At 72.3% G+C, this 24,437-nt stretch carries 20 protein-coding genes; 7 read left to right on the forward strand and 13 right to left on the reverse strand.

All coding sequences use genetic code 11. The features are described 5' to 3' along the window. Window positions 1-225: 225 nt before the first annotated feature. The 5 genes from AS594_RS07995 to AS594_RS45380 all read right to left on the reverse strand — a co-directional run bounded on the left by AS594_RS07995 (window position 226) and on the right by AS594_RS45380 (window position 8,843). A complete protein-coding gene (locus tag AS594_RS07995) occupies window positions 226-1,179 on the reverse strand; it encodes an IS481 family transposase (protein WP_069933227.1) in 954 nt (317 codons plus the stop codon). Between the two features lie 123 nt (window positions 1,180-1,302). After that, window positions 1,303-2,427, reverse strand: a complete 1,125-nt coding sequence (gene rsgA / locus AS594_RS08000) for a ribosome small subunit-dependent GTPase A (RefSeq protein WP_069926313.1) — start codon at window positions 2,425-2,427, stop codon at window positions 1,303-1,305. A 288-nt stretch (window positions 2,428-2,715) separates the two neighbouring features. Next, the gene (locus AS594_RS08005; protein WP_069935053.1) at window positions 2,716-5,295 is read right to left on the reverse strand and encodes a SpoIIE family protein phosphatase; all 2,580 of its coding nucleotides are present in this window, start codon (window positions 5,293-5,295) and stop codon (window positions 2,716-2,718) included. Between the two features lie 120 nt (window positions 5,296-5,415). Further along, a complete protein-coding gene (locus tag AS594_RS08010) occupies window positions 5,416-6,138 on the reverse strand; it encodes a class I SAM-dependent methyltransferase (protein WP_069926315.1) in 723 nt (240 codons plus the stop codon). A gap of 89 nt (window positions 6,139-6,227) precedes the next feature. Beyond that, on the reverse strand, window positions 6,228-8,843 hold the full coding sequence (locus AS594_RS45380) for an ATP-binding SpoIIE family protein phosphatase (protein WP_069926316.1): 2,616 nt from the start codon (window positions 8,841-8,843) through the stop codon (window positions 6,228-6,230). A 186-nt stretch (window positions 8,844-9,029) separates the two neighbouring features. On the opposite strand from AS594_RS45380, the gene AS594_RS08020 reads away from it, so the two are divergent. After that, window positions 9,030-9,854 (forward strand): SDR family NAD(P)-dependent oxidoreductase, encoded by an 825-nt coding sequence (locus AS594_RS08020; protein ID WP_069926317.1) that lies wholly within the window; start codon window positions 9,030-9,032, stop codon window positions 9,852-9,854. A 42-nt stretch (window positions 9,855-9,896) separates the two neighbouring features. On the opposite strand, the gene AS594_RS08025 is transcribed toward AS594_RS08020, so the two are convergent. The 5 genes from AS594_RS08025 to AS594_RS08045 all read right to left on the reverse strand — a co-directional run bounded on the left by AS594_RS08025 (window position 9,897) and on the right by AS594_RS08045 (window position 15,864). After that, the gene (locus AS594_RS08025; RefSeq protein ID WP_069926318.1) at window positions 9,897-11,135 is read right to left on the reverse strand and encodes a patatin-like phospholipase family protein; all 1,239 of its coding nucleotides are present in this window, start codon (window positions 11,133-11,135) and stop codon (window positions 9,897-9,899) included. Beyond that, on the reverse strand, window positions 11,132-12,211 hold the full coding sequence (locus AS594_RS08030) for a ComEC/Rec2 family competence protein (RefSeq protein ID WP_069926319.1): 1,080 nt from the start codon (window positions 12,209-12,211) through the stop codon (window positions 11,132-11,134). Before AS594_RS08030 ends, AS594_RS08025 begins: the two co-directional genes overlap by 4 nt. Window positions 12,212-12,271: 60 nt before the next feature. Further along, the gene (locus tag AS594_RS08035) at window positions 12,272-14,044 is read right to left on the reverse strand and encodes a S8 family serine peptidase (protein WP_069926320.1); all 1,773 of its coding nucleotides are present in this window, start codon (window positions 14,042-14,044) and stop codon (window positions 12,272-12,274) included. Between the two features lie 101 nt (window positions 14,045-14,145). Beyond that, window positions 14,146-14,775, reverse strand: a complete 630-nt coding sequence (locus tag AS594_RS08040) for an alpha-ketoglutarate-dependent dioxygenase AlkB (RefSeq protein WP_069926321.1) — start codon at window positions 14,773-14,775, stop codon at window positions 14,146-14,148. A 15-nt stretch (window positions 14,776-14,790) separates the two neighbouring features. Next, the gene (locus tag AS594_RS08045) at window positions 14,791-15,864 is read right to left on the reverse strand and encodes an enoyl-CoA hydratase/isomerase family protein (RefSeq protein ID WP_069933225.1); all 1,074 of its coding nucleotides are present in this window, start codon (window positions 15,862-15,864) and stop codon (window positions 14,791-14,793) included. Between the two features lie 186 nt (window positions 15,865-16,050). Here AS594_RS08045 and tdh point away from each other — a divergent pair, with 186 nt between their 5' ends. The 3 genes from tdh to AS594_RS08060 all read left to right on the forward strand — a co-directional run bounded on the left by tdh (window position 16,051) and on the right by AS594_RS08060 (window position 19,395). Further along, complete coding sequence (gene tdh / locus AS594_RS08050; RefSeq protein ID WP_069926323.1) at window positions 16,051-17,079, forward strand: L-threonine 3-dehydrogenase; 1,029 nt, start codon at window positions 16,051-16,053, stop codon at window positions 17,077-17,079. 220 nt (window positions 17,080-17,299) lie between these two features. After that, a complete protein-coding gene (locus tag AS594_RS08055; protein ID WP_069933224.1) occupies window positions 17,300-18,481 on the forward strand; it encodes a glycine C-acetyltransferase in 1,182 nt (393 codons plus the stop codon). Next, window positions 18,478-19,395, forward strand: coding sequence for a LysR family transcriptional regulator (locus AS594_RS08060; RefSeq protein WP_069926325.1), 918 nt, complete (start codon window positions 18,478-18,480; stop codon window positions 19,393-19,395). The genes AS594_RS08055 and AS594_RS08060 overlap by 4 nt, the downstream gene beginning before the upstream one ends. 60 nt (window positions 19,396-19,455) lie before the next feature. On the opposite strand, the gene AS594_RS08065 is transcribed toward AS594_RS08060, so the two are convergent. Beyond that, entirely contained in the window at window positions 19,456-20,442 is a 987-nt protein-coding gene (locus tag AS594_RS08065) for a slipin family protein (protein WP_240508965.1), read from the reverse strand. A gap of 154 nt (window positions 20,443-20,596) precedes the next feature. Between AS594_RS08065 and rpmF the strand changes: the two genes are divergently transcribed. The 3 genes from rpmF to AS594_RS08080 are packed head-to-tail and all read left to right on the forward strand — an operon-like array spanning window position 20,597 to window position 22,444. Continuing rightward, complete coding sequence (rpmF, locus tag AS594_RS08070) at window positions 20,597-20,767, forward strand: 50S ribosomal protein L32 (RefSeq protein WP_069935054.1); 171 nt, start codon at window positions 20,597-20,599, stop codon at window positions 20,765-20,767. Window positions 20,768-20,790: 23 nt separating this feature from the next. Continuing rightward, window positions 20,791-22,047, forward strand: coding sequence for a GTP-binding protein (locus AS594_RS08075; protein WP_069930350.1), 1,257 nt, complete (start codon window positions 20,791-20,793; stop codon window positions 22,045-22,047). Between the two features lie 4 nt (window positions 22,048-22,051). Further along, window positions 22,052-22,444 carry a VOC family protein gene (locus AS594_RS08080; protein ID WP_069930349.1) on the forward strand — a complete coding sequence of 131 codons (393 nt, stop codon included), beginning with the start codon at window positions 22,052-22,054 and terminating at the stop codon, window positions 22,442-22,444. On the opposite strand, the gene AS594_RS08085 is transcribed toward AS594_RS08080, so the two are convergent. Together AS594_RS08085 and AS594_RS08090 are read right to left on the reverse strand one after the other, a co-directional pair. Further along, window positions 22,384-23,139: a helix-turn-helix domain-containing protein gene (locus tag AS594_RS08085; RefSeq protein ID WP_176733167.1), complete on the reverse strand. Its 756-nt coding sequence runs from the start codon at window positions 23,137-23,139 to the stop codon at window positions 22,384-22,386. The genes AS594_RS08080 and AS594_RS08085 overlap by 61 nt on opposite strands. A gap of 74 nt (window positions 23,140-23,213) precedes the next feature. Continuing rightward, a complete protein-coding gene (locus tag AS594_RS08090; protein ID WP_069926327.1) occupies window positions 23,214-24,428 on the reverse strand; it encodes a YihY/virulence factor BrkB family protein in 1,215 nt (404 codons plus the stop codon). Between the last annotated feature and the right edge of the window lie 9 nt (window positions 24,429-24,437).

The following is a 24,437-nucleotide window of genomic DNA, read 5'->3' on the forward strand; positions in this document are numbered from 1 at the left end:
ACGCCCTCCAGTGTGCGGCAGCGGTGGGCGGCTGACTCGCGGCATTCGGACGCGGTGTCCGGGCGGGACGGGCACCTTGCGGGCTGTACCCCTGCTCGCCCCTTCCCGGACCAGGGGCTGCCCCGGCCCCCGCTCCTCAAGCGCCGGAGAGGCTGGACAGTACGGCCGAACCAGCCTGTCCGGCGCTTGAGGACCCGCTCGAAGGGTGCCCGGGGGCCCGGTGGCCTAGCTGTATTGCCCTGTGAGGTTGGGGACGCGGCTGGCGGGTGGTTTGCCTGCGAGCGCGGTGTGTCCGCGGTGGTGATTGTAGGTGTGGAGCCAGTGTGGGAAGGTGTCGCGTCGTTCTTGTTCTGATCGGTAGGGGCGGGCGTAGGCCCATTCGTCGAGCAGGGTGCGGTTGAGGCGTTCGACCTTGCCGTTGGTCTGCGGCCGGTAGGGCCGGGTTCGCTTGTGGGCGATCCCGGCCGCCGCCAGGGCATCGTGCCAGTCGCGTGAGCGGTAGCAGGAGCCGTTGTCGGTCAGGACGCGCTCGACGGTGATCCCGGCGGTGGTGAAGAACGCGTTCGCCCGGGTCCAGAAGGCGGTCGCGGTTTCCTTCTTCTCGTCGTCGTGGATCTCGCTGTAGGCGAGGCGGGAGTGGTCGTCGACGGCGGTGTGGATGTAGCTGTAGCCGGCGCCGGACCGTGTCTTGCGGCCGGCCTGGCGGCCGAGCGCCTTGTGGCCTCCGCCATCGGGGATGTTGCCGAGTTTCTTGATGTCCACGTGTACCAACTCGCCTGGTGTGGAGCGTTCGTAGCGGCGCACTGCCCGGCCGGTGGCCCGGTCCAGGTGGGTCAGGCGGGCCAGTTTGAAGCGGGTCAGGACACGGTGCACGGTCGAGGGGACCAGGCCGAGCAGGTGAGCGATCCGGGCCGGTCCCCAGCGACGCAGGAGGCGCACCTTGATGATCCGGCGTTCGGTGCGGGTCGGGGTTCGCCGGGGACTGTGATGCGGGCGGGAGGAAAGGTCCGCCATCCCGGCCTCGCCCAGAACTCGGTAGCGGCCGGCCCACCGCTGGGCGGTGGTGGTCGAGACCTGGAAGCGTTCGGCGGCCCGGCGCAGGGGCCATCCGTCCTCGACCACGCAGCGGGCGAGCCGCAGTCGTCCGGTCTCGGTCAGGGGTGCATTACGGTGGGGCATGAGGGCCTTTCGTCGTTCGGTGGAGATGTCGCAATCCACACCGAACCCGGAAGGCCCTTACTCGTTCAAGATCCCTCAGCCTAGAGCTGCATCACCCGTACACAACCTCCCGGGGCAATACACCTAGCGCCGGCCCCCGGCGCGCTTCGCGGCGAAGTTGGCGCGGCCCTCGGCGGACTTCATCCGCCACTCGCGGCCCATCTCCGCCCGCAGCCTGGCGTCGGTCTTGGCGACGATGCGCCGGTTCTCCCGCAGCAGTTTGCGGTAGCTCTCCAACCGGCGCACCGGCAGCGTGCCCTCCTCCAGCGCCGCCAGCACGGCGCAGCCGGGCTCCGATTCGTGGGCGCAGTCGTGGAACCGGCACCGGGCCGCCAGTTCCTCGATCTCGGCGAAGACCTGCCCGACACCGGCCTCGGCGTCCCACAGCCCCACGCCCCGCAGCCCGGGCGTGTCGATGAGGACTCCCCCGCCGGGCAGGGCGAGGAGGTTGCGGGTGGTGGTCGTGTGCCGGCCCTTGCCGTCGACGTCACGGATGGCCTGCACCTCCATGACGTCGGCGCCGAGCAGCGCGTTGGCCAGCGTCGATTTGCCCGCGCCGGACACTCCGAGCAGCACGCTCGTGCCGCCCGAGACGACAGCGGTGAGTACGTCGATGCCGTCACCGGTGGCAGAACTGACGGGCAGTACCTGGACGCCGGGCGCGGTGGTCTCCACGTCGTCGACGAGGTACGAGAGCCCGGTGGCGTCCGGCACGAGGTCGGACTTGGTGAGGACGACCAGCGGCTGTGCGCCCGACTCCCAGGCCAGGGCCAGGAAGCGCTCGATCCGTCCGAGGTCCAGCTCGACGGCGAGCGAGACCGCGATGATCGCGTGGTCGACGTTGGCCGCGAGGATCTGTCCCTCGGACCGGGAGGAGGAGGTGGAGCGTACGAAAGCGGTGCGGCGCGGCAGGTACGCCCGTACGAACCGGGGGTCGCCGACGGGGTCGACGGCGACCCAGTCGCCGGTGCAGACGACCCGCAGCGGGTCGTGCGGCGTCACATAGGTGGTGTCGGCGCGTACGACGCCGTCGGCGGTGTGGATGTCGCACTGGCCGCGGTCGACCCGTACGACACGGCCGGGCAGCAGCCCCTGCGCGGCGTACGGAGCGAACTCGGCTTCCCATCCCGCGTCCCAGCCGTAGGGGGCGAGGGAGCGCTGGGCATCAGAAGTGGTGGAGGAAGACGTGTGGAGCGAAGCGTGGGACAAGGGAAACCCTTCGAAGGGCGGCCCCGGCGGCGCGCTGTGCGCGCGCGAATCGAGTGGGTGTCAGCCGGAGGCCACAGGGGTGGAAACGATGATGAACTCCTGAATGCGGGCAGCGCCCGTCACCGTGACAGTCATCAATGTCCTCACCTCCTGCTTCTTCTACGGACCAACACGTCCCTCCGGGTGCGGCGCACGGCCGCGTCCCGGGGACGAGCAGAACCATAACCCCGTCCCGGAAAGCGGCGCCAGCCATTTACGGCCGGTCGCACGACGGACCGGTCCGCCGTGTCATTCCGTGGTGGGGAAGGCCAGTTCGGTCCAGATGGTCTTGCCCGAGCGGGTGTAGCGCGTGCCCCACCGCTGGACGAGCTGGGCGACGATGAACAGGCCCCGGCCGCCCTCGTCGTCGTCCCCGCTGTGGCGCAGGTGCGGTGACGTGTGGCCGGTGTCCGCGACCTCGCACAGGAGCGTGCGGTCGCGGATGAGGCGCAGGTGGAGCGGCCCGGCGGCGTACCGTACCGCGTTGGTGACCAGCTCGCTGACGACCAGTTCGGTGGCGAACGACAGCTCGTCCATGCCCCACTCCTGGAGCTGTCGTGTCGCCAGCTCCCGGGCCCGGCCCGGCGCGACCGGTTCGGCGGGCAGTTCCCATTCGGCGACCTGAGTGGTGCCGAGTTCGCGGGTGCGGACGAGCAGCAGGGCCGTGTCGTCGGCGGTGGTGCCGCCCGGAAGGAGCTGGGCGACGGCGCGGTCGCAGAGTTCTTCCAGCGACGCGTGCCGGTCGCCGAGTACGCGTCCCAGGGTCTCCAGGCCGTGGTCGATGTCGCGGTCGCGTGCCTCCACGAGGCCGTCGGTGAAGAGGGCCAGCAGGCTGCCCACCGGGAGTTCCATCTCCATGGACTCGAACGGGAGGCCGCCGAGCCCCAGCGGCGGGCCGGCCGGCAGGTCGGGGAACGACAGGCGTCCGTCCGGGTGCACGACCGCCGGCGGCAGGTGCCCGGCGCGGGCCATGACGCACCGTCGTGAGACGGGGTCGTAGACCGCGTAGAGGCAGGTCGCCCCGGTGGTCACGTCGTCGAAGGCGCCGTCGAGCGAGCCGAGCTCGCCCCACTGTTCCTCCGCCGACTGCCCCACCAGGTCGTCGAGCCGGGTCAGCAGTTCGTCGGGAGCCATGTCCATCTGGGCGAACGCGCGTACGGTCGTGCGCAGCCGTCCCATGGTGGCCGCCGCCTGGAGGCCGTGGCCGACCACGTCACCGACGACGAGTCCGACCCGGGTGCCGGACAGCGGGATGACGTCGAACCAGTCGCCGCCGACGCCTGACAGGTCGTCCGTGGGCAGGTAGCGGTAGGCCAGGTCGACCGCCGACTGCCGCGGCACGTGCTGCGGCAGCAGCTGGCGCTGGAGGGCGAGGGCAGCGGTGCGTTCGCGGGTGAAGCGGCGGGCGTTGTCGATGGACACGGCCGTACGGGCGACCAGTTCGTCGGCCAGCGCGATCTCACCGCTGTCGAAGGTGGCGGCGTCCGCGGCGCGGACGAACGTGACGAGGCCCAGGGTGCTGTTTCCGGTCCGCAACGGCACGACGAGGGTCGTGTCGTCGAGCACGAGGCCGCCCGAGGAGAGGCTGCGGTGCTGCGGCGAACCCGGCGGGTAGACGACGGTGGGACGCTGCCCCGGCGGCTCGGCCGGCGCGTCCCGGGCGGCGCGCGCGTCACCCCGCCCGCCCGGCTCCCCGCCGACGCCCTGCTCCCCGCCGGCGTCCGGTTCGCTGTCGGCGTCCGGTTCGCTGTCGGCGTCCGGTTCGCTGTCGGCGTCCGGTTCGCTGTCGGGCGGCCCTCCCGGTCCGCCGTCACCGGGCTGCCCGCCGTCGCCGGCCGGCCGGCCGGCGACGCGGACGAGAGCCATCACGGCCGGGCCGCCGGCGGCCGGCACCTCGCCCTCCAGTACCGCCGTCGCGAGATCCACCGTGACGGCCGCGGCGAACTCCGGGACCGCGACCTCGGTGATCTTCTCGGCGGTGACCAGCACGTCGAGGGCGGTACCGATGCCGCGGCCCGCCTCGACGAGCAGGGAAAGCCCCTGCTGGGCCTTGTAGCGGTCGGTGATGTCGAAGGCGTCCTCGCACACCCCGAACACATGCCCGTCCGGGTCCTGGAGCCGGTAGTAGGAGCAGGACCAGAGGTGTTCCGTGTCCGGGTCACTGGGCGGGCGGCCGAGGAAGTGCAGGTCGAGTACGGGCTCGCCGGTGTCCAGCACATGGCGCATGACCGCTTCGAGGGTGCGCGGATAGCCCCGGGTGATGAACCGTCCCCCGGAGTAGAGCTCGTCCGCCCGCAAACCCCTGAACTCGTCGAACGGCCTGCCGATCTCCCGTTCGTACGCCACATTGCACCAGACCAGGCGCAGATCGGTCCCGTAGATGGCCAGGCCGACGGGCGACTGGGTGGCCAGCCCGTGCAGCAGCGCCAGCCGGGACTCCCACACCCTCAGGTCCTTCAGCTCCGTGGCGACGAGGACGCGGTGGGCCGCGCCGGGGCCCGGCAGGGGGCACACCGCGGTCGCGACCAGCAGGTCGTGCCCGTCCCGGTGCCTGGCCACCCGGATCTCGTTGCCCCGGAACGTGGCCACCGGCGCCGGCACGGGCCCCTCCGACGGCGGAAGGGGCGGCAGAGCGTCGGCCGGCCGGGGCGGCAGGAAGATCCCGAGCGGCTGTCCGACGATCTCCTGGGGCCGGTAGCCGAGCAGATCCCCGGCTGCGGGGCTCCATCCGATGACCATGTCCTGGGCGTCGAGGACCGCCGTGGCCGCCCTTGTGACGTCGAGGGGACCACGGAAGTCGGCACGCTGCGCCGCGTTCCACGCACTCATGGCGCCACACCAGCCCGGTTCATCCCCTACAGAATCCGCCCGGCCGGGGACAGGCACAACCGCGATGCGCCCGTACAGCAGCCCGCGCGGCCCGGCGCGCGGCCGTACGGACGGGCACGATCAGCCCGTACGGCCCACTATCAGCCACTGCGCGGGCAGCTCTATGCGGCTGCCGTCCGCCCGGAACTCCGTCTGGGCGAGCGCCGTACGGCCCTCGGCCAGGACGGTGAGCCCCGAGGCGCGCAGCAGGTCCGGTACTTCGTGGTCGGCGGAATCCGCGGGCCGCAGCCCGTGCGCGAAGACCCGTGCCAGCTTCGGCGGCGGCCCGCCGGGCGCCCGCACGAGTTCCCGCAGTACGGTCTTCGCCCCGGAGGTCAGCTCCGCCACGAAGGCGCGCCCCCGCTCCCCCACCAGCTCCGCGACCGCGGCCGCGATCAGAGGCCGGTCGGGCGGATCGCTCTGGTGCATCACGGCCCGCAGGTAGACGTTGCTGTCACCGAGCCGCTCGTGCAGGGCGCGCACGGCGTCCGTGTCGGTCGCGTCGGTCTGCCTGAAGTCGACCGTCCGCCCGGTGTCCGCCCTGCGCGCGTGGGCTATCCCGGCGTGCGAGACGTCGATGCCCACCGCACGGGTGAAATGGCGTGCCAGATAGCGGGTCTGTGTGCCGTTGCCGCAGCCGACGTCGACCACGGGCAGAGCCGCGTCGGCGTACGGCGAGAACAGCTCCAGATGGGGGGCGGCGGTCAGCGACGGATCGGTGTCCCAGATCGCCGCGCCGGGGGTGCCCGGCGTGTCCTCCCAGTAGCTCTCCCAAGCGTGCACGTAACGGCCGGTCAGAGTCATCGGATGCCCCCGGTGCGGACGGACGGGAAGATAAGGACGGCAGGACGGTTCCTACCCCGGTGCGCCCCTCCGAGACACCCGGACGGACGTCATCCGCTCGCAGCGTCCCGGCGCGCCCCCGGCGGCAGCGCCTGCTCGAACCACACCACCTTCCCAGGCCCCGAGTGGCTCGCTCCCCACCGCTGCGCGAGCCGGCTCACCAGCCCGAGACCGCGCCCGCGCTCCTCGTCCGGCCCGGCGTCCCGCAGCGCCGGGAGCGTGTGGTCCCCGTCGGACACCTCGCACAGCAGGGTGTCGGCGCGCACCAGACGCAGTTCCACGGGCCGCCCGCCCGCGTGCCGCACCGCGTTGGTGACGACCTCGCTGACCAGCAGCCGGGTGGTGTCGGCCAGCTCCGGCAGCCCCCAGCGCTCCAGTTGCCCGTCCACCAGCCGCCGGGCCCGGCCCACGTCGGCGGCCGTGGGCTCCAGCCGCCAGGTCGTCGTGTCGCCGTCCGGCAGACCGTTCAGCCGGGCCATCAGCAGCGCGATGTCGTCCTTGCGCCCGCCGGACTCCGGGGCCGTCGACACGGCCAGCGTCCGGATGATCGTGTCGCACGCCTCGTCCATCGAGGCGGCCGGGTGCGCCGCCGACTCGCACAGGGCCGCCAGGCCGATGCCGATGTCCTCACCGCGCACCTCGACCAGCCCGTCCGTGCACAGCACCAGCCGGTCGCCGGGCGACACCCGGACCCGGGCCGTGCCGAACGGCACACCTCCGAGGCCGATCAGCGCGCCGCCGGGCACGTCGACCAGCTCCGCGCGCCCGCTGTCGGCCCGTACGAGCACGGGCGGCAGATGGCCCGCGCTGGAGATCAGCAGCTCGCCCGCGACGGGGTCGTAGACCGCGTACAGGCAGGTGGCGAGGTAGCGGGGTCCGAGCCGGCCCGCCAGGTCGTCGAGGTTGCGCAGCAGCTGCGCCGGCGGGATGTCCAGCACGGCCATGGTGTGTACGGCCGTACGCAGCTGGCCCATCATGGCCGCCGCGTGCAGTCCGTGTCCCACCACGTCCCCCACGACCAGCGCGGTACGGGAACCGGGCAGCCGGACGGTGTCGAACCAGTCCCCGCCGACCCGGCCGAGCGCCGTGCCCGGCAGGTAGCGGGTGGCGATGTCGCACCCCGCCGTGCGGGGCTCGACCTGGGGGAGCATGCTCTCCTGGAGCGTCTCGGCCACCTGCTGCTGGTGCGCGTACATGCGGGCGTTGTCCAGGACGAGTCCGGCGCGGGCGGCGAGCTCGGCGCCGGTTGTGCGGTCCATGTCGGTGAAGGGTTCGCGGCCGGGACGGCGCATGAGCACCATGAAGCCCAGGACGACCGTGCGCGCGGTGAGCGGTACGACGAGCAGCGACCGGCCGCCGATCAGGGGGCGCAGGTCCCGCTTTTCGAACCGGCCGGCGATGCGCTCGCTCAGGTCGGGCCCGATGTGCGGGAGGAGGACGGGCTCCCCGGTCACCATGCACTGGAAGAACGGGGTCCTCTCCGGGAAGGTCATCTCCTCCCCGACGGGAACGGTGTCGTCCCAGCGGCCCGGCTCGTCGTTGTGCTCGACCCACACCCGGCGCCAGGCCGTGGTCACGTCCGGCGGCCCGTCCGGGAATCCCTCGCCGGCGAGGATCTGTACGCGCAGGTGAGTGCCGGCGAAGTCCGCGAAGCGCGGTACGGCTGCGCTGGTGACCTCGCGGATCGTCCGGCTCAGGTCGAGCGAGCTGCCGATTCGGCCGCTCACCTCGTTGAGGAACTCCAGCCGCTCACGGACGGCGGCGTGTTCGAGGTCCTGGTCGAGCGGGTCCCGGTCGGGGGCATGGTCGGGGGCGTCGGCGTGGTCCTGAGCGTGGTCCTGGTGCGGGTCCCGGTCGTGGTCACGGTCTTGGTGCGGGTCCTGGTCTGGGTCCTGGTGCGCGTCCGGTAAGAGGCCGCTCCCCCGGTCCTGCAAGCGGTCCTCGTGCCGGCCGGGGCCCGCACCCGCCGGGGGTCCTTCGGAGGCCGGCGGGCCGCCGTGTGCCAGGGCCGGGCCGGGACGGCGCTCGCGGTACCGGGGTACGCCCCAGTCGGGTGTGACCGGGACACGTTCATACGTACTCATCTCCAGTACGGGATAGCCCAGTTCGAGCACCTGCGACACGATCCGGCCCGCCGTGGCCGGGCCCATGCGGGGCAGGATGTCGGGCAGCCGGTCGGCGAGCCGGCCCGCCCCCGGGAACTCCGTGTGCAGGGCGAAACCGGGGGCGACCCGGCGGTGCGGCTCGCCGTCGCCGCCCAGCCGTGAGGCGTCGGCGGCCAGCACCAGCAGCCGCTCGGGTCCGGGTATGGCCAGCGGGTACGCCCACCACAGCACGTCCAGCGATCCGGAATCGGAGTCTGACGCCTTCGCCCCGCCCGGCCGGGGGCATTTGGCGCGCCCCGACGTGAGGTGCCCCGCGACACCGCCGCCGGGCGGCCGGTCGGAGCCCTCGGCGCGGGCGTCGTACTCGTACGGCGAGGTCAGGGCGCCGGAGATGGGCAGCAGGTCGGCGGCGAGGGCTCCCACGGCGTCCTCCCCGCGGTGGCCGAAGAGCCGCTGCGCGCCGGAGCTCCAGTGCGAGACCAGGCCGTCGCCGCCCACCACCACGACCGCGAGCGGAATCCTGCCGGACACGGCGCGCTGCCGTGGAACCACACCTTCCATGGGCTTGCGTTCCTCCTGGCGGCAGATCTCCTACAACATCAACAAGGTAAGGGCCGGGGGCGGGCGGTGGGGGCGTACGCCGGTAAATTCCACCCTCGGGTTCCGGGCGGCCCGCACTCGCCCGGCGCCGGCGCGCCTCACTATGATCACAAGGACGGGAGAGCGACGACGGAGGGCCGAACAACCATGGCGGACGAGCGAGTTGTCATTGTCACCGGGGGCGGGACGGGCATCGGCGCCGCCACCGCGCGGCTGCTCCGCGCAGCCGGGCACCGGGTGGTCGTCTCGGGGCGCCGGCCCGAGCCGCTGCGGCGCCTCGCCGAGGAGACCGGAGCGCTGGCCCACCCGTCCGACACCGCCGACCCGGACGCGGTCCGCGGGCTCGTGGACGCGACCGTGGCCGCCTACGGGCGGGTGGACGGACTCGTGCTCAACGCGGGAATCGGCCGCTCCGGAGCCGTGGGAGACCTGTCGGAAGAGGACTGGGAGGCGGTCATGCGCACCAACGTCACCGGCCCCTTCCTGCTGCTGCGCGCCGCGCTGCCGCATCTGTTGGAGACGCGGGGCGCGGTCGTCGCCGTCGCGTCGGTTTCGGCGCTCCGCAACGGCGTGGCCAACGCCGCGTACGCCACGTCCAAGGCCGCTCTGCTCCAGCTCTGCCGCTCGCTCGCCGTCGACTACGGGCAGTTCGGGCTGCGCGCCAACACCGTGTGCCCCAGCTGGGTGCGCACCGAGATGGCCGACCGGCGGATGGCGCGGTTCGCCGAGGAGGCAGGGCTGGGGAAGGCCGGCGAAGGCGGCGTGGAGGCGGCGTACGAGGAAGCGACCCGGCTGTTGCCGGGGCGACGGCCCGGGGAGGCGGCCGAGGTCGCCGAGGCGATCGGCTGGCTGCTCTCGCCCGCCGCGTCCTACGTCAACGGCGCGGTGCTGACGGTCGACGGCGGGGTGACGGCGCTCGACCCCGGGACCGCCGCGTTCGACTTCCGCATCGAAGCACGAGAGCGCGGCTGACCCGGGCCGGCCCGCGCGGCCGGCCCCTGCGGCCACCGGCCGTCAGAGTCCGGGCGGTACCAGCGTGGTGACGTCCGGCAGGTAGTGGGGGTGGAAGGCTGCCAGACCGGCGCCCGCCAGCCACCAGCCCCGGTACACCAGGGCGCGGCACAGGCCCGCGTCGAGGCGGTCGAAGACGGTCGGCACGAGTGCCAGGTCCCGGCCGTCGAAGGTGCGGTGCTCGCCGAACGCCTCGCGCCACTCGCGCAGCTTCACCGAACCGTCCGCCGGAAAGTCGGTGGAGAGTCCGACCAGGACTCCCCGCCGGGCCCCGGGGGCCGGTTCCCCGTCCGGACCGGAGCCCTGGTCCCGCTGGAAGCGCTCGACGATGGCGCGGGTCCGCAGGGCGGTGCTCTGCCGGTACAGCAGGGAGTTGGCCCGCGCGAGGTCGCGGATCACCGGGACGCGGCCGTACAGGCCGGGGCGGAGCAGGCCGCCCGCGTTGAGGACGAGCACGAAGGCGTGCCGGTAGCGCTCGCTGTCGATGGCCTCCAGACCGGTGTTGTCGTACGTTCCCCCGTCGAGCAGCGCCGGTGCGTGCGTGGCGCACGGGAAGGGGGCGCGGTCCAGGACCAGGGGCGGGAAGGCGCCGGGGACGGCGGCGGAGGCCGCCACGGCGCGGCTCAGGGGCAGCCCCGTACCGGCGGTCGGGGCCAGTCCGGTGGTGTAGTCGCCGAACACGTCGCGTTCGAAGGTGAACCGGGCGCCGGTGGTGAGGTTGGCAGCGTTGACGATCCAGCGGACCTCCGGGTCCAGGTCCGTCAGCTCGACACCGTCGAAGAACCACTCGTCCAGGCGCCTCGCCAGGAGTTCCGTACGGGTCGTCGGTCCGAGCGTCCGCCACAGGCCCCGGACGAGGGCCTTCTTGAACGAACGTGAGGAGACGCGCTCGACGACCGGCCGCACGACGAGCTCGTCGACGGCACCGGCCGTGTATCCCCGCTCCCGCAGGGCCGGCCAGGCGGTGGCGAGGAAGCCGTTGGCGACCGAGCCGCCGGACACCGAGGAGGAGTACCGCAGGCCGGACAGCAGCCCCGCGTCGGCCAGCAGCCGTACGAAGCCCAGCGCGGACAGGGTCGCCCGGAAACCTCCGCCGGAGAGGGTGACCGCGACCGGCCGCGCCGCGCCGGGCGGTTCTGCGGGGCGGAGCGTGTCGCCGCACGGATGCGCCTTCAGGCCCGTACCGACGGCGGGAGAGTCCACGGCCCAGGGGTCGGCCACGGTATGTCCGAATGTACTCATCGCTGCTCACCGACCTTGATGACGAGCGCGGAATCCGCGGGCGGCCGGACGTCGACCTGGAAGCCGCGCTTCTTGCGCAGCCGCTTCAGCGCGTCGGTCGCGTATTCGATTTCGTTGGTCAGGTGGACGACGTACTCGTCGTCCGCCTCACGGGACTCGACGAGCCACCGCAGGGTGTCCTCGTGGGGATGGTGGTGCCTGATCCCGTCGGCGGACACGACGTAGTGGTCGGCGTGGACGCTTTCGAAGAAGTCGCGTTCCACGTTCCGTTCGCTGCCGTGGTGCGGCAGCTTCAGCAGGTCGACGTGGAGCGGCTCCGAGCCGTTGAGCAGGCCGCCGGCCCGCAGCCCGTCGAGTATGCGGTCGCCGCGGGCGTCCCCCGTGAGGAGGGCCGTACTGCCGTCGTGCCTCAGCAGCAGGACGATGCTGGAGAGGTTCGGTACGGAGCTGTCCGTGTACGCCGCCGAGATGACCTCCGGGTCGCCCCGCTTCTTCGCCTCCCGCCACCGTTTCTCCAGCTGTTCGAGCGCCACGTCGTCGGGTGCGACGACGCTGACGCCCAGGTCGTCGAGCGTCGTTTCGGCGCCCTCGGTCAGCGGCCCGTCGAACAGGGGGTTGCCGGCCAGGCCCAGCGCCTGCGCCTCGTCCCGGATGGCCCGCCCCTGCCCGTAGCTCGCCTTCACCGCACCGCTGTCGGTCAGGGCACGGTCGACGAGCGGTTGCACGGAAGCGCTCAGCCCGGGGGCCCGCCGGTCGACGAGTTCCTCCACCGAGTTGAACCACAGTCTGCTGACGGCGAAGGGCTCAGGAAGCTCGTCCCGGCGCGCGCGTCGTATTTCCGCGAGCAGCCTGAGCAGTCCGGCGGCGTGGTCGTCGTCGACGTGGGACAGGCAGACGACGTCGATGTCCGGGATGCCGTCGCGGCCGGGCGGCAGCCGTGTCAACCGGTCGCGCAGGGACGCCTCGTAGACACCGCCGGGGCCGCCGTCGACGAGCATGACGTGCTCGTCCGGCGTTCCCCAGCGTACGAGGAAGCTGTCGCCGTGACGGGCGTCGAGGAAATCGAAGGTGAGCATCGTGCCCTCCTTTCTGCCGGGCTGCCGGCTGCCCGCCGCGGGGCAGCCCCGGCCGCCGCTTCAGACGGACTGCATGGCACGCAGGACGTCGACCAGGCCGTGTCCCTGGAAGTCGCGCTCGCGCGCGAGGTCCGTCGCCGTGGAGCACAGGATCTGCTTCACCCGCTCGGGTCGCCCGAGCAGTTCCCGGTTGCGGGCCAGCAGCATCGCCGCCGCGCCGCTGACGTGGGCGGCCGCCTGGCTGGTGCCGTGCATCGCGGAGATGCCCGCGCCCGGAATGGGACCGTCGATGTCCTCTCCCGGCGCGAGCAGGTCGGGTTTGGGCCTGCCGTCGCCGGTGGGGCCGCGGCTGGAGAAGTAACTGACGCCGTGACGGTGGGGGTTGCTGCGGTGCGTGGAGCCGACGGTGATGACCGACTCGGCGTTGCCCGGATCGGAGATGCTGATGCTGTGGTAGTCGGTGCCCAGTGTGCGCATCGCTCCGCTGAACCCCGCGTTCCCGGCCGCCGCGACCACCACGACACCCGAGCGCGCCAGGTGGTCGCACTCGATGCACACGGGCGTCCAGCCGGTGGAGTGCGTCGCGACGTCGTGCGGTACGGAAAGACTGATGTTGACCCCGGCGATGACGAACCGGCCGGCCTGCTCGTTGATGTGCCGGATCGCCTGGAGGGCGGTGACGATGGAGAACTCGTCCCCCTCGCCCGTGTCGTCGAGGACGCGGAAGTCGTACAGGCGGATGCGCGGGCAGATGCCGCGGAACGCGCGGTCGGGCCACCAGGCGCCGAGAATCCCCGCCACGTGGGTGCCGTGGTGGTCGCCCGGCGTCGTGTACGGCATGTCGGTGCGCAGGGCGCGGTTCTGCGGCGCGGGGAGTTCCATCTCGACATACGGCAGTGCCCGGGACCAGTCGATGAGGCCGTTCTCGAGCGCGTCGGCGGAGAGCGTTCCCCGTACGCCGACGAAGTTGAAGGCGCGGGTGACCCGGGACGCCAGTTGCTGGGCGGGGGTGACGCCGGTGTCCCAGTCGTAGAACGCCGGGTGCCGGGCGTCGATGCCGCTGTCGACGATGGCCCAGCCGATCGCGCCGCAGTCGACGGAGAAGACCTGCTCGGCGGCGTCGGCCTTGATCGTGGACCGGGACCGGACGACGGCGGGCGCGGCCTGACGGTTCGTCGTCACGGAGGTGACGGGGTGCCGCTGCCTGCGGTCGATGACGCCCCGGGACGGTGCGTCCGGCGGTTTGGTCAGGGGTGATTCCAGGGCGACGGCGGCCAGCATGCCGGTCATCGCCGCGGTCAGCGCCGGTTCGTCCGCCGGGGTGCCGCGCAGCTCCGGATGCGAGGAGGCGAGGACCCGGCGCAGCAGGTTCAGGAACCACATGAGGTGCTTGCTGCGCTCCTGGCGGCGTTCGATGTTGTCGTGGACGTCGCTGGTCGGTGGGCTCTTGAAGTGGCCCTGGAGGGCGGCCTCGATGCCCGTCGGCCCCACCTGCTCCGCCAGTTCCTTCCCGAGGCGTACGAGGCTGAGGAGGTTCGTCATGGGAAGGACCGCTCGCACCACTTCGTCGAGCGTCAGCCGGGCCGCCACGAAGCTGCCGGCCGCGACGGGCTGACAGTCGCTCATGCGGAGGTCCCTGAAGTGCTGCAACACCCGTTGTACGCCGTGCTCTTCGTTGATCGCGAGAATCAGGTCCTCGCGCCGCTCGGCCGGGGACGCCGACGGCTGGGCGAGCGCCAGCCAGGCGTCGAAGCGCACGGGGCAGTCGGTGGACCACGGAACCGGAAACGGCCCTTCGCCGTAGAACGCCGCTTCGAGCTCGTCGCGATCCATGGGCGCTCCCGGAATCCCGGTGGAACGGGTCGTACTACGGGTCGTGCTCTCCATTCTCCGTCCGCGCGAAGGGCCCCGCAACAGAGCTTCCGCGGAGCCGCTCAGCGCACGCCCTGCGGGCGGAACTGCACGCTGATACGCGGTCCCACGGCACGCGACGTCTTGGGAACGGCGTGTTCCCAGGTGCGTTGACAACTGCCGCCCATGACGATCAGGTCACCGTGCCCGAGCGGCATGTGCACGGTGGCCGCGTCGCGCCGGCGCGGCCGCAGCGCGAGCTGCCGGGGCGCGCCCAGCGAGAGGATCGCGACCATGGTGTCTTCACTGCTGCCCCGGCCGATGGTGTCCCCGTGCCAAGCCACGCTGTCCCGGCCGTCTCGGTAGAGGCACAGCCCGGCGGTGACGAACGGCTCGCCGAGTTCGGCGGCGTAGTGCGCGTTCAGGGCGGTACGGGCCTCTTCGAGGCTCGGGTGCGGCAGGGGATCGTCCGCGCCGAAGAACGACAGCAGGCGCGGCACCTCCACCACGCGCTCGTACATGACCCGCTGCTCGGCACGCCACTCGACGTCGCGCGCCAGTGCGTCGAACAGCGCGTCGGCGCCGGTGACCCACTGCGCGAGCACGTCGGTCCAGGCGCCGTGCCCGAGTTCCGTACGGCGCAGTCCGTCCAGCGGGCCCAGCGCGATCTCGTCCCCCTGGTCGAAGAGCGAGCCCTGGAGGTGTACGGCCATGACTCCAGCGTACCGTTACTCAAACACATGTGCGAATTCAGTGCCACCCGGTCCGGCGGCCCCGGCGGTCCCGGCGAGCGGCGCGAAGAAGCGCTCCACCTGCTCGGCCGTGACCTCCCCGAGGGTGGGCGGGGACCAGCGCGGGGCACGGTCCTTGTCGATCACCTGGGCCCGGATGCCCTCCACCAGATCGGGCGAGGAGAGCGCCGCGCACGAGACGCGGTACTCCTGCTCCAGAGCCTCTTCCAGGGTCCGCAGCTCCGCCGTCCTCCGCAGCGCGGCAAGCGTCACCTTGAGCGCGACGGGCGACCTGGTGAGGATCGTCTGCGCCGCCTCCTTGGCCGCCGGTTCGCCGCTGTCGAGGAGCCGGCCGACGATCTCCTCGACCGTGCCGGCCCCGTAGCAGTGGTCGATCCAGGAGCGGTGGTCGGCGAGTTCGCCCGCGGGCGCGGGGCGGGCGTACCGCTTCACCACGTCCTGCGCCCCGTCCGTCGCGAGGGCCGCGAGCACCTCGGGCAACCGGTCGGCCGGTACGCAGTGGTCGGCGAGACCGCACAGCAGCGCGTCCCCCGCGCCGACCGCCGCGCCGGTGAGCGCGAGGTGCGTACCGAGCTCGCCTGGGGCGCGCGACAGGAGCCAGGTTCCGCCCACGTCCGGGACGAAGCCGATGCCGGTCTCGGGCATGGCCACCCGCGAGCGCTCGGTGACGACGCGGACGCCGCCGTGGGCGGAGACCCCGACACCGCCGCCCATCACGATGCCGTCCATGACGGCAACGTACGGCTTGGAGAAGCGGGCGATGTGCGCGTTGAGCCGGTACTCGTCGCGCCAGAACGCCGCCGAAGCGGTGGTGCCGGCCGCCGCGTCGGCGTGGATCGCCCGGATGTCCCCGCCGGCACACAGACCGCGCTCCCCCGCCCCGGTGATCACCACGGTGGCGACCGCCGGGTCGCGCTCCCAAGCCGTGAGGGCGCCGGCGATCCGCTTCACCATGGCGTGGTTCAGGGCGTTGATCGCGCGGGGGCGGTTGAGCACGAGGTGGGCGGCGTGCCCGTCGGTGCGCAGGAGTACGGCGTCGTCGTCGGTCATCGGGCCAGCGTAGGGACGCGTCGCGGCGGCCGGTGGCCCCGGGGGCGTGTGAAGCTGCGCTGTTGGCCCGGTTAAGAAATCCTCGATGGACCGCGCGGCGCCGGGACGACAGATTGGTACGCGTTCACGTCTCCCCCTCCTCTCCTCCCCCTCCCTCCCCTCGCATCCAGCCCTGGAGCCGAAGCCATGAAGGCACTTGTCAAGCAGTACGCCGAGCCCGGGCTGTGGCTGATGGACGTACCCGAGCCGGAGACGGGTCCCGGTGATGTGCTGATCAAGGTGCTGCGTACCGGCATCTGCGGCACGGACCTGCACATCAGGTCCTGGGACGGCTGGGCTCAGCAGGCCGTCAGCACGCCGCTCGTGCTCGGCCACGAGTTCGTGGGCGAGGTCGCGTCCGTCGGCGCCGACGTGGCGGACATCGCGGTCGGGGACCTGGTGAGCGGCGAGGGCCATCTGGTCTGCGGAAAGTGCCGCAACTGCCTCGCGGGGCGCCGGCACCTGTGCCGTTCCACGATCGGACTCGGGGTCGGCCGCGACGGCGCGTTCGCCGAGTACGTCGCGCTTCCGGCCTCCAACGTGTGGGTGCACCGGGCGAAGGTGGACCTGGACGTGGCCGCGATCTTCGACCCGTTCGGCAACGCCGTGCACACCGCGCTCTCCTTCCCGCTGGTCGGTGAGGACGTGCTGATCACCGGAGCCGGTCCGATCGGCATCATGGCGGCGGCCGTCGCCCGGCACGCGGGGGCGCGCAACGTCGTCATCACCGATGTCAGCGAGTCGCGTCTGGAGATCGCCCGCAAGGCGGGCGCGACACTCGCGCTCAACGTCTCCCGGACGGACATCGCCGACGCGCAGCGGCAACTGGGGCTCAAGGAGGGCTTCGACATCGGCCTGGAGATGTCGGGCCGGCCGGAGGCCATGCGCGACATGGTCGCGAACATGACGCACGGCGGGCGGATCGCGATGCTCGGCCTGCCCGCGGAGGAGTTCGCCGTCGACTGGTCCAAGATCGTCACGTCGATGATCACAGTGAAGGGGATCTACGGCCGCGAGATGTACGAGACCTGGTACGCCATGACGGTGCTGCTGGAGGGTGGCCTGGACCTCAGCCCCGTCATCACCGGCAGCTACTCCCACCGGGACTTCGACGCGGCGTTCGACGAGGCGGCGACCGCGCGCAGCGGCAAGATCATCCTCGACTGGACCAGCTAGCCGGTACCGCTGCGCGGGGCCCTTCTCCCCGTCCCGCCCTTCCCGAGCCGGGGCTCCGCCCGCGGACCCCGCTCCTCGAACGCCGGAGGGTCCGGGACGCGCCGCTGAGCGGCCGGTCGAGGGCACGCCCGGCCCCTAAGTGCGGGACGGGGAACAGTCACCGCACAGCGAGCCGCCACCCGATCACCCACCACCGCACCCGCCAGGGAGAGACCACTCCATGTACACCTCCGTCCGCGAAGACCTCCGCACCACCCTCGACGAGATCCGCAGCGCCGGCCTCTACAAGCCCGAGCGCGTCATCGCCACCCCCCAGAGCGCCTCGGTCTCCGTCCCCTCCGGCGAGGTCCTCAACTTCTGCGCCAACAACTACCTCGGCCTGGCCGACCACCCCGAGGTGGTCGCCGCCGCGAAGGACGCGCTCGACCGCTGGGGCTACGGCATGGCCTCGGTCCGCTTCATCTGCGGCACCCAGGAGATCCACAAGGAGCTGGAGCAGCGCCTCTCCGCGTTCCTCGGCCAAGAGGACACGATCCTCTACTCCTCCTGCTTCGACGCCAACGGCGGCGTCTTCGAGACGCTCCTCGGCCCGGAGGACGCCGTCATCTCCGACGCCCTCAACCACGCGTCGATCATCGACGGCATCCGCCTCTCCAAGGCCCGCCGCCACCGCTACGCCAACCGCGACCTCGCGGACCTGGAGCAGCAGCTCAAGGACACGCAGGACGCCCGCCGCCGCCTCATCGTCACCGACGGCGTGTTCTCGATGGACGGTTATGTCGCCCCGCTCGCCGAGATCTGCGACCTGGCCGACCGGTACGACGCCATGGTCATGGTCGACGACTCGCACGCCGTCGGCTTCGTCGGCCCCGAGGGCCGCGGCACCCCCGAGCTGCACGGCGTGATGGACCGCGTCGACATCATCACCGGCACGCTCGGGAAGGCGCTCGGCGGCGCTTCCGGCGGTTACGTCGCGGCCCGCGCGGAGATCGTCGAGCTGCTGCGTCAGCGTTCGCGCCCGTATCTCTTCTCCAACTCCCTCGCCCCGGTGATCGCCGCCGCGTCGATCAAGGTCCTGGACCTGCTGGAGTCGGCGGGCGAGCTGCGCGAGCGCCTGACCGCCAACACGAAGCTGTTCCGTACGAAGATGACCGAGGCGGGCTTCGAGATCCTGCCCGGCGACCACGCCATCGCGCCCGTCATGATCGGGGACGCCGCGGAGGCCGGCCGCATGGCGGAGCTGCTGCTGGAGCGCGGCGTGTACGTGATCGGCTTCTCGTACCCGGTGGTCCCGATGGGCGCGGCCCGCATCCGGGTCCAGCTCTCCGCCGCGCACTCGACCGCCGACGTCGAGCAGGCGGTGGCGGCCTTCGTCGACGCACGAGCGACAATGGCTGGGTGATCGACCCCAGACGACTGCGCATCCTGCGGGCCGTGGCGGACCACCGGACGGTGACCGCCGCGGCGGCTGCGCTGTATCTGACCCCCTCGGCCGTGTCGCAGCAGCTCGCCGCGCTGGAGCAGGAGACCGGCCACACCCTGCTGACCCGCAGCGGCCGGGGCGTACGGCTGACCGCGGCCGGCGACATCCTGCTGACCCACGCCAACGCGGTTCTCGCGCAGCTGGAGCGGGCCGAGGCGGAGCTGGCGGAGTACGCGGGCGGCGCGGCCGGCGAAGTGCGGGTGGTGGCCTTCGCGACGGGCATCGCAGAGGTGCTGGCCCCGGCGATCAGCCGTCTCGCGGACGCCCACCCCGACATCCGCGTCCGGGTGCGGGACGCCGAGGGTGACGAGAGCCTGCCGCTGGTGCTGGACGGTGAGGCGGATGTCGCGCTGGCCGTGGAGTACCGGGGCGCGCCCCACGAGGACGACCGGCGCCTGGCGCGCGTGCCGCTCTACGCGGAGCCCTTCGACGCCGTACTGCACGCCTCGCATCCGCTCGGCCAGCACCCCGCGGTCTCGCTGGCGGAGCTGGCGGACAGCGACTGGGTCGGCCCGTACCCCGGCAATCCCTGCCACGACGTGATGCTGCTGGCCTGCGAACTCGCCGGCTTCCAGCCGCGCCTCGTGCACTCCTCGGACGACTTCCGCGCGGTGGTGGCGCTGGCGGGAGCGGGGGCCGGGGTGGCACTGGTGCCGCGTTCGGCGCTGCGCGGGATGGAGCTGAAGGACACAGTCGTACGCCCGGTCTCGGGCCCGGCGGCGACCCGCCGGGTGTTCGCGGCGGTCCGCCGGGGGGCGGAGCAGCACCCCCTGATCAAGCCCGTACTGGACGCGCTGGCCGCATCGGCGGCCGGTCTGTCCACCACGGGCTGACGGGCCGCACGCCACTGCTCCCACGACCCGCCGCTCCTGGCCGGGGTGCGGGCTGCGCCGTCACGAACGGGCGCGCTCCGGGCGGCCGGTGACCGCCGGGGGCTGCTCGGCCGTTCCCAGGGTCGGCGCGTCGTCGGCGCGCGGCAGCCGGGGCTCGGACCGCCCCTGGACCTCGGGTTGCGGCGGCGGAGCCGGAGCCTCGGCCCGGGGCTCCTGGCCGGTGCGCCGCTGCCCCTGTTCCTGTTCCTGTTCCTGTTCCTGTTCCTGTCCGGGCGGCGGGCCCTGCTGCTGCGCCGCGCGCTCCAGGAACCGGAGCAGCTCCACCGGGAACGGCAGCACCAGCGTCGAGTTCTTCTCCGCCGCCACCGCCACCACCGTCTGGAGCAGCCGCAGTTGAAGCGCCGCCGGCTGGTCGGACATGACACCCGCCGCCTCCGCGAGCTTCTTCGACGCCTGGAGCTCCGCGTCCGCGTTGATGACCCGCGCCCGCCGCTCCCGGTCGGCCTCCGCCTGCCGGGCCATGGACCGCTTCATCGTCTCCGGCAGCGACACGTCCTTGATTTCGACGCGGTCGATCGACACGCCCCACCCCACGGCAGGGCTGTCGAGCATCAGTTCAAGTCCCTGGTTGAGCTTCTCCCGGTTCGACAGCAGATCGTCCAGATCGCTCTTGCCGATGATCGACCGCAACGACGTCTGCGCCATCTGCGAGACGGCGAACCGGTAGTCCTCGACGCGCACCACCGCGTCGGCGGCGTCCATCACCTTGAAGTAGATCACCGCGTCCACGCGGACCGTGACGTTGTCCCGGGTGATGCCGTCCTGTGCGGGCACCGGCATCGTCACGATCTGCATGTTCACTTTGCGCATCCGGTCCACCACCGGAACGATCATGGTGAAACCGGGGCCCCTGATGTCCCTGCGGAGCCGGCCGAGACGGAAGACCACGCCCCGCTCGTACTGCCGCACCACCTTCGCCGCCGCCGCCACATAGACCGCGGCGGCCGCCGCCGTCGCCGCGCCGACTGCCAGAAGCTCGTCGAGCATTGTGACCCCCATGGGTCCGAGCCGCATCTTATTTGTCACGATACGCCAGGATTTCCGCGCCGGTCGAGACACCTCCCGCGCCCATCCAATTGCACATGGCATTCATTTTCATGTAGCGTCGGGCCCACACACCGCCGCTACCCAGGAGGACCCCATGGCCGTACCCAAGCGGAAGATGTCCCGCAGCAACACCCGTCACCGGCGCGCCCAGTGGAAGGCGACCACGCCGCAACTCGTCCCCGTCACCGTCGACGGCTCGGTGTACCGCGTGCCGCAGCGGCTGGCCAAGGCGTCCGAGCGCGGGCTCCTGCGCCCCGAGGGCTGATCGGCATGTCCGGCGCGACCGGTATGTCCGGCACACGTGAAACGGCCCTCCCCGGCGGCACCGGCCGGCTGCCCGTGACCGTGCTCTCCGGGTTCCTGGGGGCGGGGAAGACCACTCTGCTCAATCACATCCTGGGCAACCGGGACGGCCTGCGGGTCGCCGTGATCGTCAACGACATGAGCGAGGTCAACATCGACGCCGCGCTCGTGCGCGGCGGCACGGCGGCGCTCTCGCGCACCGAGGAACGCCTGGTCGAGATGACCAACGGGTGCATCTGCTGCACCCTGCGCGACGACCTGCTCGAAGAGGTCGGCCGGCTGGCCGGGGAAGGCCGTTTCGACTACCTCCTCATCGAGTCGAGCGGCATCTCCGAACCCATGCCGGTCGCGGCCACGTTCGCGTTCCCCCGCGACGACGGCGCGACGCTCGGCGACCTGGCCCGTCTCGACACCATGGTCACCGTCGTCGACGCGGCGGGCTTCCTGCCCGAACTGACCGGGGGCGACGGGCTCGCCGAACGCGGGCTCGACCAGTACGAGGACGACGACCGCACCGTCAGCGATCTGCTGATGGACCAGGTCGAGTTCGCCGACGTCATCGTGCTCAACAAGCTCGATCTCGTCACCCCGGAGGCCGCCCACCGGCTGCGGGCGACGCTCTCCCGCCTCAATCCGGCGGCCAGGATCGTGACGGCCACGCACGGCCGGGTGTCCCCCGCCGACGTACTGGGCACCGGGCTCTTCGACCTGGAGCGCGCCCAGGAGGCACCGGGCTGGGTGCGGGAGCTGAACGGTGACCACGTGCCGGAGACCGAGGAGTACGGCATCTCCAGCACCGTCTTCCGCGCGGACCGCCCGTTCCATCCCGGGCGGCTGTGGGACTTCGTCACGGGCGGACTCGACAGCGGTGCGTACGGTCGGGTCCTGCGCTCCAAGGGCTTCTTCTGGCTCGCCACCCGGCCGCGCGTCACCGGCCTGTGGTCGCAGGCCGGCGCGGTGGCCCGCTTCGAGCCCTCCGGGGCACGCGACGCGGACACCGAGCAGGGGCAGGAGCTGGTCTTCATCGGTACGGGGCTGCGCGCCGGCGCCCTGCACGACGCGCTGACCGCGTGCCTCGGCACGGCGGGCGAAGACGCCCTGGCGGACGACCCGTTCCCGGCGTGGGACACGTACGGCATCGACGACGCGTGCGAGCACGATGCGCCCGCGTACGAACCGCGGGAGGTGCCCGCCGGTGTCCGATTCCTTCAAGAGCGGGCCCCGGCACCCCGCCTACGGTGAGTTCATGACTCCACGACTTGACGCCATCGGAATCGTGGCCGCCGACATGGCCGCCTCGCTCGCCTTCTACCGGCTCCTCGGGCTGGACGTCCCCGCCGGGGCCGACACCGCCCCGCACGCCGAGGCGACGCTGCCCAGTGGTCTGCGCGTCCTGTGGGACACCGAGGAGACCATGCGCTCCTTCGACCCGGACTGGACCGGGCCCGAGGGCGGCGACCGGATCGGTCTCGCCTTCCGCTGCGACAGCCCGGCCGAGGTCGACGCGGTGTACGACACTCTGGTCGCGGCCGGGCACCGGGGGCACCTCAAGCCCTGGGACGCGTTCTGGGGACAGCGCTACGCGGTGGTGCTGGACCCCGACGGCTGCGGTGTCTCCCTCTTCGCCGACGCCACGTAGGCGCCCAGCGTCGTCCCCGCCAGGTCGCGCATCTCGCGGGAGAGGTGCGCCTGGTCGGCGCAGCCGGCGGCAAGGGCGGCATCGGCGTACGGCAGGCCGCCGCGTACGAGCGCCAGGGCGCGTTGCAGACGCAGGATCCTGGCCAGCGTCTTGGGGCCGTACCCGAAGGCCGCCAGGGAGCGGCGGTGCAGCTGCCGGGCACCGATGCCGGCCGCGTCGGCGGTCGCGGCGACGCTGTGGCCGGCGGCCAGCCGGCGGGCGACGGCCCGGAGTACCGGGTCGGGCGCGGGCGCGTCCGCCGCGTGCCGCAGGGCCAGGTCCTCCAGTGCGGCCGACGGGTCCGCCGCGCCGTCGACCCGGCCGGCCAGGGCACGGACCCTGGCCGCGGGCCACAGGTCGGCGAGGTCCACGCGCCGGTCGCGCAGCTCGTGCGCGGGTACGCCGAGGAGCGCGGGGCCCGCCCCGGGGGCGAAGCGCACTCCGTCGTAGCGGGCGTTCGCGCCGGCGGGGGTGTCACCCGGCGCGTGGGCGCGGGTGTCCGGGCCGGCGACATACAGCCTGCCGTCGGTCCACAGCAGATCCATGCAGCCGTCGGGGAGGACGGGATGGACGGGACGGGCGGGGACCGGCGTGGTCGCAACGGTGCGGGTCCAGACGACGGCGCCGTCGAGCCGGGATGCGCGTTCCGCGTACATGCTCCCCAGGTTAGGGAGTCCGGGCCGACACCGTGCGGGGCTCCGCCGCGCGGGCGGCCGGGCGCCCGCACCGCCTACGGGTGCGACTCCTTGGCCTCGCGCGTCTCGCGGGCCTCGCGTGCTTCGCGCGTCTCGCGCGTCTCGCGGGGTGTCTCCTTCGGCTCCCGGTCGCGCCCCGAGTGCAGGCGCGATTTCACATCGTCCGGCGGCAGGAACCGCGACCACCGCTCCGGGAACTCGGACGGCATGTCCGGGTCGAAATCCTCCCCGTCCTCCCCGTCGCGCGCCGCCGCCCGCGCCGCTTCCGCCCGGGCGATGACCGCCGCCGCCTGGGCGGTCCGTACGCGGTCGTTCGCCTCGCGGGCGGCCGCCGTGGCCACCGAGGGCCAGACCCGGTCGATGGCGGCGTTTACGGCCGCGCCGACCAGGACCGCGAACGCGCAGATGCAGATCCACAGCAGGACGGCGATGGGGGCCGCGAGGGAGCCGTAGATCGTCGGTCCTTCGACCGTACTGGTCAGGTAGATCCGGAGCAGGAAGCTGCCGAGCACGCACATCGCCAGCGCCATCAGCGCGCCGGGGACGTCCTCGACCCACGGCGAGCGCACGGGAACGGACACGTGGTAGAGCGTCGTCAGGAAGACGATGGAGAGCACTATGACCACGGGCCAGTACAGGACGCTTATGACCTCCGTCCCGAACGGCACGAGGTCCACCACCCGGTCGGGACCGACCACCATCAGCGGCAGCACCACCGCGCCGATGATCAGTGCGACGACGTACAGCAGGAAGGCGAGCAGCCGGGTCTTCACGATGCCGCGGTGGCCGTCGAGGCCGTACATGACGGTGATCGTGTCGATGAAGACGTTGACCGCGCGCGAGCCCGACCACAGCGCGATGGCGAAGCCGATCGAGATGATGTCGGGGCGGGCGCCCTGCGTGACGTCCGCGATCAGCGGTTTGGCGAAGTCGTTGACACCGCGGTCGGAGAGGACCGTCTGCGCGGCGGTGAGAATGTTGCGCTCGATGGACGCGACGGTTTCGGTGTCGGTCCAGGCGTCGACGTAACCGAGCAGACCGATCATGCCGAGCAGGAGAGGAGGCAGGGACAGCAGGGTGAAGAACGCCGCCTCGGCGGCGAGCCCGAGGATGCGGTACTCGATGCACGAGTTGACGGTGTCCTTCAGCAGCAACCAGACCAACTTGCGCTTCGAGACATTGCGGTAGAGGACTCTGGCCCGGTGAAGCCGGCCCTGGGGCCGTTCGGGTGTTTCTTTTGCTGCCTGCACCTCCTTACC

The sequence above is a fragment of the Streptomyces agglomeratus genome (assembly GCF_001746415.1).
GTDB classification, from domain to species: Bacteria; Actinomycetota; Actinomycetes; order Streptomycetales; family Streptomycetaceae; genus Streptomyces; species Streptomyces agglomeratus.

Bases quoted from the DNA above. Each gene is read 5' to 3' on its own strand.
- AS594_RS08075 (WP_069930350.1), top strand. From the start codon at position 20,791: ATGTCCGGCACACGTGAAACGGCCCTCCCCGGCGGCACCGGCCGGCTG.
- AS594_RS08030 (WP_069926319.1), bottom strand. From the start codon at position 12,211: ATGCTCACCTTCGATTTCCTCGACGCCCGTCACGGCGACAGCTTCCTC.
- AS594_RS08035 (WP_069926320.1), bottom strand. From the start codon at position 14,044: ATGGATCGCGACGAGCTCGAAGCGGCGTTCTACGGCGAAGGGCCGTTT.
- AS594_RS08020 (WP_069926317.1), top strand. From the start codon at position 9,030: ATGGCGGACGAGCGAGTTGTCATTGTCACCGGGGGCGGGACGGGCATC.
- AS594_RS08040 (WP_069926321.1), bottom strand. From the start codon at position 14,775: ATGGCCGTACACCTCCAGGGCTCGCTCTTCGACCAGGGGGACGAGATC.
- AS594_RS08065 (WP_240508965.1), bottom strand. From the start codon at position 20,442: ATGCTCGACGAGCTTCTGGCAGTCGGCGCGGCGACGGCGGCGGCCGCC.
- AS594_RS07995 (WP_069933227.1), bottom strand. From the start codon at position 1,179: ATGCCCCACCGTAATGCACCCCTGACCGAGACCGGACGACTGCGGCTC.
- AS594_RS08005 (WP_069935053.1), bottom strand. From the start codon at position 5,295: ATGAGTGCGTGGAACGCGGCGCAGCGTGCCGACTTCCGTGGTCCCCTC.
- AS594_RS45380 (WP_069926316.1), bottom strand. From the start codon at position 8,843: ATGGAAGGTGTGGTTCCACGGCAGCGCGCCGTGTCCGGCAGGATTCCG.
- AS594_RS08055 (WP_069933224.1), top strand. From the start codon at position 17,300: ATGTACACCTCCGTCCGCGAAGACCTCCGCACCACCCTCGACGAGATC.
- AS594_RS08010 (WP_069926315.1), bottom strand. From the start codon at position 6,138: ATGACTCTGACCGGCCGTTACGTGCACGCTTGGGAGAGCTACTGGGAG.
- AS594_RS08080 (WP_069930349.1), top strand. From the start codon at position 22,052: ATGACTCCACGACTTGACGCCATCGGAATCGTGGCCGCCGACATGGCC.
- AS594_RS08025 (WP_069926318.1), bottom strand. From the start codon at position 11,135: ATGAGTACATTCGGACATACCGTGGCCGACCCCTGGGCCGTGGACTCT.
- AS594_RS08045 (WP_069933225.1), bottom strand. From the start codon at position 15,864: ATGACCGACGACGACGCCGTACTCCTGCGCACCGACGGGCACGCCGCC.
- rpmF (WP_069935054.1), top strand. From the start codon at position 20,597: ATGGCCGTACCCAAGCGGAAGATGTCCCGCAGCAACACCCGTCACCGG.
- tdh (WP_069926323.1), top strand. From the start codon at position 16,051: ATGAAGGCACTTGTCAAGCAGTACGCCGAGCCCGGGCTGTGGCTGATG.
- AS594_RS08085 (WP_176733167.1), bottom strand. From the start codon at position 23,139: ATGTACGCGGAACGCGCATCCCGGCTCGACGGCGCCGTCGTCTGGACC.